Annotated in this window: 14 protein-coding genes; 8 read left to right on the forward strand and 6 right to left on the reverse strand. The window is 66.0% G+C overall.

What is annotated here, in order from left to right:
• Window positions 1–94: 94 nt before the first annotated feature.
• Window positions 95–1543, forward strand: coding sequence for a PLP-dependent aminotransferase family protein (locus tag AB5Y54_RS12100; RefSeq protein WP_202043935.1), 1449 nt, complete (start codon window positions 95–97; stop codon window positions 1541–1543).
• Window positions 1544–1569: 26 nt separating this feature from the next.
• Here AB5Y54_RS12100 and AB5Y54_RS12105 read toward each other — a convergent pair whose 3' ends face one another.
• Together AB5Y54_RS12105 and AB5Y54_RS12110 are read right to left on the reverse strand one after the other, a co-directional pair.
• On the reverse strand, window positions 1570–2028 hold the full coding sequence (locus AB5Y54_RS12105; protein WP_200164446.1) for a GNAT family N-acetyltransferase: 459 nt from the start codon (window positions 2026–2028) through the stop codon (window positions 1570–1572).
• Window positions 2029–2188: 160 nt separating this feature from the next.
• Window positions 2189–2839 carry a tellurite resistance TerB family protein gene (locus tag AB5Y54_RS12110; RefSeq protein ID WP_042015902.1) on the reverse strand — a complete coding sequence of 217 codons (651 nt, stop codon included), beginning with the start codon at window positions 2837–2839 and terminating at the stop codon, window positions 2189–2191.
• Window positions 2840–3012: 173 nt separating this feature from the next.
• Here AB5Y54_RS12110 and AB5Y54_RS12115 point away from each other — a divergent pair, with 173 nt between their 5' ends.
• From AB5Y54_RS12115 to AB5Y54_RS12125, 3 genes are all read left to right on the forward strand, one after another.
• Window positions 3013–3480, forward strand: coding sequence for an acyl-CoA thioesterase (locus AB5Y54_RS12115; RefSeq protein ID WP_010674201.1), 468 nt, complete (start codon window positions 3013–3015; stop codon window positions 3478–3480).
• Between the two features lie 84 nt (window positions 3481–3564).
• Entirely contained in the window at window positions 3565–3720 is a 156-nt protein-coding gene (gene rsmS, locus AB5Y54_RS12120) for a pleiotropic regulatory protein RsmS (protein WP_010674200.1), read from the forward strand.
• Between the two features lie 20 nt (window positions 3721–3740).
• Window positions 3741–4208, forward strand: coding sequence for a GyrI-like domain-containing protein (locus AB5Y54_RS12125; RefSeq protein WP_039038603.1), 468 nt, complete (start codon window positions 3741–3743; stop codon window positions 4206–4208).
• A gap of 16 nt (window positions 4209–4224) precedes the next feature.
• Here the strand turns inward: AB5Y54_RS12125 and AB5Y54_RS12130 are convergent, their stop codons facing one another.
• Window positions 4225–5067, reverse strand: a complete 843-nt coding sequence (locus AB5Y54_RS12130; protein ID WP_324046967.1) for a LysR family transcriptional regulator — start codon at window positions 5065–5067, stop codon at window positions 4225–4227.
• 121 nt (window positions 5068–5188) lie between these two features.
• On the opposite strand from AB5Y54_RS12130, the gene AB5Y54_RS12135 reads away from it, so the two are divergent.
• The gene (locus tag AB5Y54_RS12135; RefSeq protein ID WP_227263539.1) at window positions 5189–5692 is read left to right on the forward strand and encodes a nucleoside deaminase; all 504 of its coding nucleotides are present in this window, start codon (window positions 5189–5191) and stop codon (window positions 5690–5692) included.
• A complete protein-coding gene (locus AB5Y54_RS12140; RefSeq protein ID WP_368153868.1) occupies window positions 5685–6917 on the forward strand; it encodes an MFS transporter in 1233 nt (410 codons plus the stop codon). Before AB5Y54_RS12135 ends, AB5Y54_RS12140 begins: the two co-directional genes overlap by 8 nt.
• 86 nt (window positions 6918–7003) lie before the next feature.
• Here the strand turns inward: AB5Y54_RS12140 and rluF are convergent, their stop codons facing one another.
• Complete coding sequence (gene rluF, locus AB5Y54_RS12145) at window positions 7004–8002, reverse strand: 23S rRNA pseudouridine(2604) synthase RluF (RefSeq protein ID WP_368153869.1); 999 nt, start codon at window positions 8000–8002, stop codon at window positions 7004–7006.
• A 570-nt stretch (window positions 8003–8572) separates the two neighbouring features.
• On the opposite strand from rluF, the gene gdhA reads away from it, so the two are divergent.
• Together gdhA and AB5Y54_RS12155 are read left to right on the forward strand one after the other, a co-directional pair.
• The gene (gdhA, locus tag AB5Y54_RS12150; RefSeq protein ID WP_109422413.1) at window positions 8573–9916 is read left to right on the forward strand and encodes an NADP-specific glutamate dehydrogenase; all 1344 of its coding nucleotides are present in this window, start codon (window positions 8573–8575) and stop codon (window positions 9914–9916) included.
• Window positions 9917–10059: 143 nt separating this feature from the next.
• Entirely contained in the window at window positions 10060–10263 is a 204-nt protein-coding gene (locus AB5Y54_RS12155) for a DUF3955 domain-containing protein (protein WP_114522603.1), read from the forward strand.
• A 24-nt stretch (window positions 10264–10287) separates the two neighbouring features.
• Here the strand turns inward: AB5Y54_RS12155 and AB5Y54_RS12160 are convergent, their stop codons facing one another.
• Together AB5Y54_RS12160 and AB5Y54_RS12165 are read right to left on the reverse strand one after the other, a co-directional pair.
• On the reverse strand, window positions 10288–10656 hold the full coding sequence (locus AB5Y54_RS12160; protein ID WP_045525366.1) for a VOC family protein: 369 nt from the start codon (window positions 10654–10656) through the stop codon (window positions 10288–10290).
• Between the two features lie 110 nt (window positions 10657–10766).
• Window positions 10767–11234 (reverse strand): hypothetical protein, encoded by a 468-nt coding sequence (locus tag AB5Y54_RS12165; RefSeq protein ID WP_114522602.1) that lies wholly within the window; start codon window positions 11232–11234, stop codon window positions 10767–10769.
• Window positions 11235–11433: the final 199 nt, after the last annotated feature.

Consider the following 11433-nt stretch of genomic DNA (forward strand, 5'->3'; position numbering starts at 1 on the left):
GGACAGGTTTTCGCCCGCCAAGTACACCATGGTCCATGACACCTATAACAGATGCAGTTATAGTGAAAAACACCTATAACAGTTTGGGCCCACCATGTCCCGCTACGGCCAGTTGGCAGACCAGCTGCAACAGCAGATCACGAGCGGCCTCTGGCAGCCGGGGGAGCGCATCCCCTCCATCCGCCAGAGCTGCAAGACCCATGGCCTCAGCCCCATGACGGTGCTCCAGGCCTATCAGTTGCTCGAAAGCCGGGGCCTCATCCTGGCGCGGCCCCAGTCCGGCTACTACGTCAAGGCCGCGAGCACGGCCCGGCGGGAGAGCCAGCCCCAGCAGGCCCGCTACAGCGGCTCGGTGGACATCAACGATCTGGTGTTCGAGGTGCTGCAGGCGAGCAAGTCACGGGAGCTGGTGCCCCTTGGCATGGCGGTGGCGGACCCGACCCTCTTCCCACACCCCCAGCTCGGTCGGGCCCTCGGCAGTTGCATGCGCCGCCTCGATCCCTTCAGCACGGTGGCAGATCTGCCCCCCGGCAACGAGGCACTGCGCCGCGCCATCGCCCGGCGCTACGCCGGCGAGGGGATGGCGGTGGATCCCCAGCAGATCATCATCACCACGGGGGCCATGGAGGCGCTTTCCCTCAGTCTTCAGGTGCTGACCGAGCCCGGCGACTGGGTGGTGGTGGAGTCCCCCACCTTCTACGGCGCCCTGCAGGCCATCGAGCGGCTCAAGCTCAAGGTGGTGGAGATCCCGGTGATCCCCGGGGTGGGCATCGATCTCGCCCTGCTGGAGGAGGCCCTCGCCCAGCGCCCCGTCAAGGCGTGCTGGCTGATGGGCAATGTGCAGCACCCCCTCGGTCACACCATGCCGGATGAGCACAAGCATGCGCTGATGGGTCTGCTCAACCGCCATCAGGTCCCCCTGGTGGAGGATGACGTCTATGCGGAGCTCTATGTCGGGCGCGAGCGGCCAAGGCCCATCACCCATTGGGATACGCGGGGAGAGAGCCTGCTGTGCGGCTCCTGGACCAAGTGTCTGGCGCCGGGCTTTCGGGTCGGCTGGGTGGTGGCGAAGCGCCACGCCGAGCGCATCCAGCGGCTGCAACTGATGTCGACGCTCTCGACCAATGTGCCCAGTCAGCTGGCGCTGGCCGACATGTTGCGCCAGGGCGGGGTGGACGCCCACTTTCGCCGCCTGCGCCACACCCTGGCCCAGCGCCAGCAGCAGATGCGGGCAGCCCTGATGCGCCTCTTTCCCGAGGCGCGTATCTCCTCCCCGGATGGGGGCTACTTTCTCTGGCTCGAATTTGACGCCCGCCTCGATGGCCGGGCGCTCTATGCCAGCGCCATCGAACAGGGCGTCTCCATCGCCCCCGGGGCCCTCTTCTCCAGCCAGGGCCAGCACAACCACTGCCTGCGCCTCAACAGCTCCCATCCCTGGAGCCCGCAACTGGACGCGGCGCTCAACCGGCTTGCGGACCTCATCGCCCGGCAACGGGAAACCTGGCAGAGCCCCCCTGACGCCTCACACGACAAGGGCCCGTAACGGGCCCTTTTGCAAGCGAATGCGCCTTATCTGGCCATGGTCTGTGACTGGGCCTTGAAGCCCAATCGCTCGTAGAGGGCCCTGGCCCGCTCGTTGAAAGCCATCACCTCCAGGCGCAACTGGCTTGCACCCCGCGCCTTGCCCCACTGGTCCCCGTGGGCGATCAGCGCCCGGCCGATGCCCCGGGAGCGGAGCCCCTCATCCACCACCACGGTCGTGATGCGGCAGACGGGCAGCTTGCTGAGAAAGGGGACGCTCTCGTTGAGGTCGATGCGGGCGGTGAGAAAGCCCGCCACCTCTCCCGCCACCACCGCCACGCAGAAAAGACGCGCCTCGTCGGCAATGGCGCCGAGCAAGAAGACCCTGTCCTCCGGGGACGGGGGGCAGAACACCTCGGGCACCTGCTCGAAGTGGAGCTGACCTATCTGCCGGTTCAGGGCCAAAATAGCGTCGATATCCTGTTCAGTTGCCTTGCGAATGTCCACCTGATGCTCCTTGCAGTGAGGGTCGCCAGCGAGGAAAGAGGCTCGGCGGTCACCCTTTGGAACCCGCATCTTATCGGCTCGTCACGGCAATCAACAGCCCCCCGGCAACGACAAGGCCCCATGACGGGGCCTTGTGGACAATCCTGATGGCAATGCGGGATCAACCCGGCGCCCCCAGCTGGGCCACCTGGCGCTCTATGCTCCCCTTGAGGTTGTCATCCAGCTTCAAGGCACGCGCCAGCTCGTCCAGATAGCCGCGCTCCATGAAGTGATCCACCTCGATGGTCAGCAGGGAGGCGAGGTAGACCTCGGTCGCCAGCTCCATGTCGGTCACTTCTCGCGCCAGGACATGGGGGTCGAGGGGGCGGGAGAGCTCGGCGTCAATCCAGCGGGCCGCATCCCGCTCCCCCTGTTCGGTCAGGTACTCCTGGATCTTCTGGCGCTCGGCGGCATCGATGTGGCCGTCGGCCCGGGCTGCCGCCACCATGGCGCGCACCAGCAGGTTGGCGCGGGCATCCAGGGCCTTGCCCTCCAGGGTGTCAAGGGGCTGGGTCGGCTGGGCCGGGGTGGACTGCTGGGTCTGCCAGTCCTGATAGAGCTTGTAGGCCAGCCCCCCGAGGGCTGCCGCCCCCCCCACCGCCGCCACCTTGGTGCCATATTTGCGCATCTTCTTGTTGCCAAGCAGCAGCGCCATGGCCCCGGCGGCCAATCCCCCCTGCGCCATGCCCTTCATCTGGGCCTTGCGCGTGTCACCACCGTCGTTGAGCCAGCCCTTGCCAGCTCCCATCAATTGCTCCAGCATCTGTTTCATGGGGCCTCCTCGCTCGCGTGATGAGTCATGCTGGGCCGCCTGCGCTGAACTCAAGGTGAATGACGACGCAGACAAGAAGAGGCGCTGGTTGGATCAGTGCCGGCCCCGACCGCTGCTATTGTCCCCGGGGGACAGCCAAGGAGTCCCCCCTTGCCTCGACATAAGGAAGTACCATGAGCGCCCGTGAACTGACCCTGCAATTTCTCGCCGAACCCGCCGATGTCAACTTTGGCGGCAAAGTCCATGGCGGCATGGTGATGAAGTGGATTGACCAGGCCGGCTACGCCTGCGCCGCCGGTTGGTGTGGCGGCTATGCCGTCACCGTCTATGTGGGGGGCATCCGCTTCTTGCGCCCCATCCAGATAGGCCAACTGGTTGAGGTGCACGCCAAGGTGATCCACACCGGCACCACCAGCATGCACCTGGCGGTGGATGTCTACAGCCGCCACCCCACCGACCCGGAGCGGCGCAAGACCACCCACTGCATCATCATCTTCGTGGCCATGGACGAGCATGGCAAACCCACTCCGGTGCCCCAGTGGCAGCCGGTGAGCGAGAGCGATCTGCAGTTGCAGCAGTACGCCAAAAAGCTGATGGCCCTGCGCGAGGAGCTGGACAAGGAGATGCGCCAGCACATGTGACCCGTCCCGCCCCGGGCTGCCGGGGCGTGTCTTCGCGCCGCCGGGCGCTATAATGGCGACCACCCTTGCCCTTGAGAACCCAAGATGTCCCTGGAAAATGCCCCCCCCGAGGTCCAGCTCGCGGTGGATCTGATTGAACTGCTGGAAACCAACCACATCGCCCCCGCGCTGGCCCTGGCGGCACTCGCCATCGTTCGCCGGGATTATGAGCGCAAGCTCGAGGAAGGTCGGGAGGCCTGAGCGCCCCCGCAGGAGGCACCATGTCAGCCCCCATTCGCATCGAACAAGGCCGCGCCATGCTCCTCGGGGGGCTGCGCCGTCACCACCCCTTCGAGCAGGGGGACTTCGCCGGCCAGTGGCGCGACCTCAGCGCCCTGCTTCCTCTGCCGGGACAACTCGGTGAGCACGCCTATGGCGTCATCTGCGCCGCCACCGACACCCACTGCGAATACCTCTGCGGGGTGGAGGTCGCCGCCCTGGAGGTGCTGCCTCCCGGGCTTGGCCGCATGCGCATCGCCCCCCAGACCTACGCCATCTTCTTGCATCAGGGGCATGTCGCGACCCTGCCGCACACCTGGCGCCAGGCCCTGGCGTGGCTCGCGCAATCGGACTATCAATCTGCCCAGCAGCCGGATTTCGAGCGCTACGGCGCCCGCTTTGACGCCGCCACCGGCAGCGGCGAAGTGGAAATCTGGCTCGCCGTGGTACCAAAACAGGCCCTGGCCTGACCCCTGGCCGCCCGGGCTACCTCGGCCCCATCACCTCGTCACAGAGCGCGATCAGCGCCTCCCCCAGCCGGGCGAGGGGCTCGCTCGTGCCCGGCCCCTGGTGCAGGGCCAGCTCCACCGAGCGCACCGCAGGCCAGTGGGTCAGCACCACCTGATCCGGTTGCAGCAGGCGCGCCGGCAGCAGGCTGACCCCGATCCCCGCGCTCACCGCCCCTTGCAGGCTGGCGAGACTGCCGCTCACATAGGCGATGCGCCAGGGGATCCCCTCGGCATCCAGGGCGTCGGTCATCTGGCGCCGGTAGAGCCCCTCGCTTGGAAACACCACCAGAGGCAGGGGGTCGCGCCCGGCGGCGGGCCACTCCCGGCTGTCAACCCAGGCCAGGGGCTCGCGCCAGCGGGCGATGGGCTCCCCCTGGCCGCGCCCCTGCTTGATGAGGGCCAGATCCAGCTCTCCCCCTTCGAACGCCTGCCACAGGGCATGGCTGAGATCGCTTTGCACCTCCAGCCGCACCTGCGGGTGCGCGCGGGCGAAGGCGGCCAGCACCGGGGTCATGGCCCCCGCGGCAAAATCCTCCGGCACCCCGAGGCGCAGGGGGTGGCTCGCCTCGCTCACCCGCTCCCCCGCCCGGGCCAGCAGCCCCAGGATGCGGCGCGCCAGCCCGAGCAGGGTCTCCCCCTGGGCCGTGGTCACCACCTGGCGGCCGGATCGGTCGAGCAGGGTGCAACCCAGCTGCTGCTCCAGGCGGCGCATCTGCTGGCTCAGGGTGGACTGGGTGAGGTGGATACGCTCGGCGGCGCGGGTAAAGCTGCCGGTTTCGACGATGGCGACGAAGCTCTGCAGCAATTGGGGGTCCAGCAGGGGGCGCTCCATGGGTAATCTCCATTTATAAAACCACTGGAAGTCATTTTATCATTTAATTTCCAAATGATGCGGCGACCCTCTAGGCTGCTGTCCTCCCCCTTTTTGCCAGGATATGACCATGCCACCCCCTTCCCAGTACGGTGCCCGCCTCCTCAACTCCCTCACCGCTGCCTCGGCCCCCAGCCATCAGGAGTGGCTGGAGCAGGCCCTGCACCTGGCCCTGACCCATCGCCAGCAAGGGGGGCGCCCCTTCGCCGCCCTGCTGGTGAGGGAGAACCGGCTGGTGGCGAGCGCCGTCAACCGCATGCTGGAGGCGGGGGACCCCACCCGTCACGCGGAGCTGGAAGCGCTGCGGGAAGGGAGTTGCCAGGGGCCGCTGGCCGGGGCCATCGTCTATGCCAGCGGGCACCCCTGCCCCATGTGCCTGTCGGCCCTGGTGATGAACGGCATCCAGGCGGTCTACTACGCCTTTGACAACGACGATGCCGCCCCCTTCGGCTATGACAGCCGCGCGGCCTACGCTGCGCTGCGACTGCCGCTGAGTCCTCCGCCCCTGCCCCTCATCAAGCTGGCAAGCCCCATCGCGGCCGAAACCCTCTACGGTCCCCTGCCCCATGCATAAGCGCCGCCTCCCCCCGGGCAGCGGCGCCTTGCTGGTGCTGGTGATCCTCATCGCCCTCAACCTGCGCCCCTTCCTCACCGCCATCGGCCCCCTGGCCCCTCGCATCGACGCGAGGCTGGCCCTCGGGGTGGATACCCTGGCCTGGGTCACCCTGCTGCCCCTCTGGCTTATCGGGGTCGGCGTGCTGCTCACCCCGGCGCTCCTGGGTCGCACGGGCCCGCGCCCCCTGCTCGGGGCGGCCCTGCTGCTGCTCGCCCTTGGCAGCGCCCTGCGCGTCGACCTGGCGAGCGGCGCCCTGCTCATCGCCAGCGCCGCCCTGTGCGGGCTGGGCTCGGCCCTGGTGCAGGGGGTGCTGCCCGGCCTCATCAAGGAGGGGTTCGCCCAAAAGGTGCCCCTGGTGATGGGGATCTTCTCCGCCTGCATGATGGGGGGCGGGGCGCTCGGGGCCGTGCTCACCCCACGCCTTGCCGAGTATCTGGACTGGTCTCGGGCGCTGGCGCTCTGGGGCCTGCCGGTGCTGCTGGCCCTCGGCTGGCTGGCCTGGCGGGTGCCCCTGCCCACCCCGGCCAACACGCCCGCCCCCACCGGGGAGCAGCGGCTGCTCCCCCTGCCCCGCACCTGGCTGCTCATCGCCTGTTTTGGCATCATCAACAGCGGCTACGGCATCGTCGTGGCCTGGCTGGCCCCGGCCTACATGGCGGCGGGCTGGAGCGCCCAGCAAGGGGGCGAGCTGGTGGCCTGGCTCGCCCTGGCCCAGACCGCGAGCGGCCTTGGCCTGCCCCTGCTGGCAGCCGGTCGGCTGGACCGCCGCCCCTGGATGGCGCTGGCCATCGCCATGCAGCTGGCGGGCTTTGGCGGCCTCTGGCTCGCTCCCCAGACAGCCCCCCTGCTCTGGTGCTTGCTGTGCGGCGCCGGGCTTGGGGGGAGCTTCTCCCTGATCATGGTGATTGCGCTGGATCACCTGCCCGACCCGCGCCGGGCGGGCGCCCTCTGCGCCCTGATGCAGGGGGTTGGTTTCATGGTGGCGGCTACCGGCCCCTGGGTGGCGGCCCGCCTGCACCATGCAAGCGGTGACTTCGCCGCCGCCTGGCAGTGGCAGCTCGGCGCCCTGGTCCTGATGAGCCTGCTGGTGGTGCGTCTCAACCCGCGCCACTACCCAGGGGCCATGGGCCTGCCCCCGGAGCAGGCCATGGCTGTGCAGACGGCAGGCCACAAGCCTGCCTGATCCGGCGAGCACCGGCCTTGGGGGCCAGAAAGCACAACACCGGCCTTGGCCGGTGTTGTTCATCAGGGTGCGGGAAGGCCCGGCGCTCAGCGCCCCTTCTTCTGGCGCCCGCCCTGCCCTGGCCGCGGTTTGCCCGGGGCGGGTTTGCCCCCCTTGCCGGGCGCGCTTTTACCTGCTGCCCCTTTGCCCGCCCCGCCCTTGCCTGCGGGGCTCTTCTTCTCGAAGGCCTCGGGACCCGGGACATTGGGCCGCCCGCCAATCTCGTGATCGTCGCTGCGCCGCGGCTTCTTGCCCTGGGCCGGGGTGCCGGCCGCAGCTGCCTTGGGCTTGGCCATCTGAGCCCCCTTGGCCGGTTTCGCCTCGGAGGAGGAGTCCTCAATGAGCTTGAACAGCTCGATCAGCTCGTCGTCGGTGAGGTCGCGCCACTCCCCCACCGGCAGCCCCTTGAGGCTGACGTTCATGATGCGGATGCGCTCGAGCTTGGTCACCTCGAAGCCGAAGTGCTCGCACATGCGGCGGATCTGGCGGTTCAACCCCTGCACTAGCGTGATGCGAAACACGAAGGGGGCCTCTCGTTTCACCTTGCACTTCTTGGTGACGGTGCCGAGGATGGGCACCCCGGCCGCCATGCCCCGGACGAACTCGTCGGTCACCGGCTTGTCCACGGTCACCAGGTACTCTTTCTCGTGATCGTTGCCGGCGCGCAGGATCTTGTTCACCAGATCCCCGTGGTTGGTAAGGAAGATGAGCCCCTGGGAGTCCTTGTCGAGGCGCCCTATGGGGAAGATGCGGGTGCTGTGGTTGACGAAGTCGACGATGTTGTCCTTCTCCCCCGCCTCCGTGGTGCTGACGATGCCCACCGGCTTGTTGAGGGCGATGAAGACCAGGCTGTCGGCTTCGCGCGGCTCGATCACCTGACCGTTGACCTTGACCAGATCCCCGGCAAACACCTGATCCCCCACTCCGGCCCGCTTGCCGTTGATGAAGACGTTGCCCTGCTCGATGAAACGATCGGCCTCACGACGGGAGCAGATGCCGCTCTCGCTGATGTATTTGTTCAGGCGCATGGATTCATCGGCCAGCATGGGTCACCTCCCGGGTCGGATGGGCCTTGAGAATGGCTGGCTGGATCAGCCGCGCTGTGGTCGGGTTCGTCTGCATACAACTCCATGAAATAAGGGCCTGCGCTCTGCATGTTCGGCAAAAAGCGCCGCTACAGTAGCACATTGCACGCGCACGCGCCCGGCCCCGTCGCACCCTGGCCGCTGGCTCACAGGGGGTGCTGCCCTTGATGCAGCAGCAGGCCCCCATTATCCAGCGTGCGGTGACGCCGCGGCCCTGATTGGGCTGCACCGCACACTCCCCGCCTCTTTTCACTTCATGGTGCTCACTTCATGGGCCGGGCCCCCGCCGCCGAAGATAGGGTGCGGCCTTCGGCAGATAGCCAGATGATCTAACGCTTGATATTTATCCAGCAAAAATGCATAAAAAGATTCTGGTCATCGCGAATTATCTGCTCTGACCCGCCGACGACGGGAAATGACACCCCCATCGGGACGCAACAACGGGCCCCTTGAGCCCCGCGAACCCTGAAGACGGGCATGATCCCCTCTCTGGCAGGACGCCACTTTCATCATTCACGACAGGAGTTAAAGATGAGTCATTCCCTCTCCCAGGAGGCCTTTCTGGCCCAGGTCGCCAGCCGTAACCCTCACCAGCCCGAGTTCATCCAGGCCGTGAGTGAGGTGATCGCCTCCATCTGGCCCTATGTGGAGCGCCACCCCCGCTACCTGCAACACGGCCTGCTGGAGCGACTGGTGGAACCCGAGCGCCTCGTGCAGTTTCGGGTGAGCTGGGTGGATGACCAGGGCCGGGTGCAGGTGAACCGCGGCTACCGGGTGCAGCACAGCTCCGCCATCGGCCCCTTCAAGGGCGGCATGCGCTTCCACCCCTCGGTGGATCTCTCGGTGCTGAAATTCCTCGCCTTCGAGCAGACCTTCAAGAACGCCCTCACCACCCTGCCCATGGGCGGCGGCAAGGGGGGCAGCGACTTCGATCCCAAGGGCAAGAGCGAAGGAGAAGTGATGCGCTTCTGCCAGGCCCTGATGCTGGAGCTCTATCGCCACCTGGGGGCCAACACCGACGTGCCGGCGGGCGACATCGGGGTGGGCGGGCGCGAGGTGAGCTACATGGCGGGCATGATGAAGAAGCTCACCAACAGCGCCGAGTGCGTCTTCACCGGCAAGGGACTCTCCTTTGGCGGCAGCCTCATTCGTCCGGAAGCCACCGGCTACGGCCTGCTCTACTTTGTCGACGCCATGCTGGCCCATCGCGGCCAGTCCCTCGATGGCCTGCGGGTCTCGGTGTCGGGCTCAGGCAACGTGGCCCAGTACGCCATCGAGAAGGCGATGGCCCTCGGCGCCCGCGTCATCACCGCCTCCGACTCCGGCGGCACCGTCTATGATCCGGACGGCTTCACCCCCGAGAAGCTGGCCCGTCTGATGGCGCTTAAAAACGAGCAGCGCAAGCGGGTCGCCGATTACGCCCATGAGCTCGGGCTCGAGTTCTTCAGCGGCCGCACCCCCTGGCACCTGGCGACCGACGTCGCCCTCCCCTGCGCCACCCAGAACGAGCTGGATGCCGAAGATGCGGCGCAGCTTATTGCCAACGGCGTGCAGCTGGTAGCCGAGGGGGCCAACATGCCCTCCAGCGCCGCCGCCATCCGTCTCTTCCACGAAGCAAAGGTGCTGTTCGCCCCGGGCAAGGCGGCCAACGCCGGCGGGGTTGCCACCTCGGGCCTCGAGATGAGCCAGAATGCCCAGCGCCTCTCCTGGACCCGGGAGGAGGTGGATGCCCGCCTCAAGGGAATCATGACCAGCATCCATGCCACCTGTGTCCGTTACGGTCAGGATGATGACCATGTGAACTACGAAAGCGGCGCCAATATTGCCGGCTTCGTCAAGGTCGCCGACGCCATGCTGGCGCAAGGGGTCTGCTGAACGCCTTGGCCCGGTGCTTCCCCCTCAACACAACGGCAGCCCTCGGGCTGCCGTTGTGTTTGGTGCCTGGCGCGACTTCACACTCGCTTCACCCAGGCATGAAAGTCTCCCATCCGTTCCATCTCGCTGACGAGGATGACAAGATGACGATGAAAATAGGTGCCCTGCTGATCCTGGCCGGGCTCGGCTGCTTTGTGGCCTTCAACCTGCTGGGCTCCACCCTCGATGCCCAGGGCTTCCTGCACGAGCCCTTTGCCCTGCTGCCCCTGGGCTATCTGCTGCTCTTCACCGGCATGGTGCTCACCGTGATCCCTCTGCTGCGCAAGGGGCGCACCAGGGCGCAATGACACAAACCGCAAGGTGCCAGGAGCTCAGCAATAACGGCTGATCTCGATGAGGTTCCGATCCGGGTCCAGACAATAGACCGATTCGATGGGACCACAGGCACCGCTTTTCATCACAGGCCCCTCCACTATCTCGACCCCCTGGCTCGCCAGTTGGGCCATCACCTGATCCAGGGGCCAGCGGGTGATGAGGCAGAGATCCCCCGACCCCACCTGCGCCCGGTTGCGCACCTCCTCCCCCAGCAACTGCAAATTGATCTTCTGGTTGCCAAAGCGCAGCGCCCGGCGCCCCGCCCCGAAGGTGATGGGTTCCATCTTGAAGGCGCCGCTGTAAAATGCCACCGCCCGCTCAATGTCGCTGACCGTCAATACCAGATGGTCGATATGGCTGATCATGCTTGCTCCCTGTCATGGTGATTGCCGCACCATCATACCCACCCGCCTCAATAGAAACTGTGGCATGGTGCACAGGAGGGCTAACCACTTATTTTGACTAGGGAAATACCTTAACGCACGGCAGCACACGCCTTGTCACGCTGGGCCAGCAGGGTTTCGTCATCACTGCCCATGGCCGCCAGAATAGCCTGATTACAGGCCCGCTCCGCGAGCTTCCCCGGGCTCGGCTGGGCATCGGCGATCTCCGCGATCATGGGGCGATAGCCGATGGCGGCCGAGCAGTACATGGTGCGGTACTTGGGAAGCTGCCAACTGCTGTCGTCTTGCCGTGTCAGGTCATCGCACAGTTTGCCAAACAGTGCCTGCGCCTTGACCGTGCACTGACTGAAGCGCCGCACATCTTGCTCGTAGGGACGGCAGACACTTTGCTGTTTTATCTGCCAGAGCTGGAAAGAGAAGGGAACCTGCTCTCCCTCATAGGGCACTACCAGCGTTTTTAGCTCGGTGCCATAGATATCCGTCACCTGTTGCTGCACCAGATTGAGATAAGCCGAAAAAAGATAAGATATTGGATCCATCACCACCTCCCTGTGGTTCGCCTTCTCTATCTTCGCCACCCATGGCTAGGGAAGGTGCGAATAAGCGGGGAAATTCTTCTCGGCTGACTCAGTCATTTCATTTTTTCATGTTTGAGCCGATTTTTTCTCCCGTAAATGCCTTGAATCAGCCTATTTAGACCGTTTCTTCGCCATTTAAGGCGTTATTCCCAGTTTTTAG

The organism is Aeromonas sp. s9 (assembly GCF_040907765.1).
Lineage (GTDB): Bacteria > Pseudomonadota > Gammaproteobacteria > Enterobacterales > Aeromonadaceae > Aeromonas > Aeromonas caviae.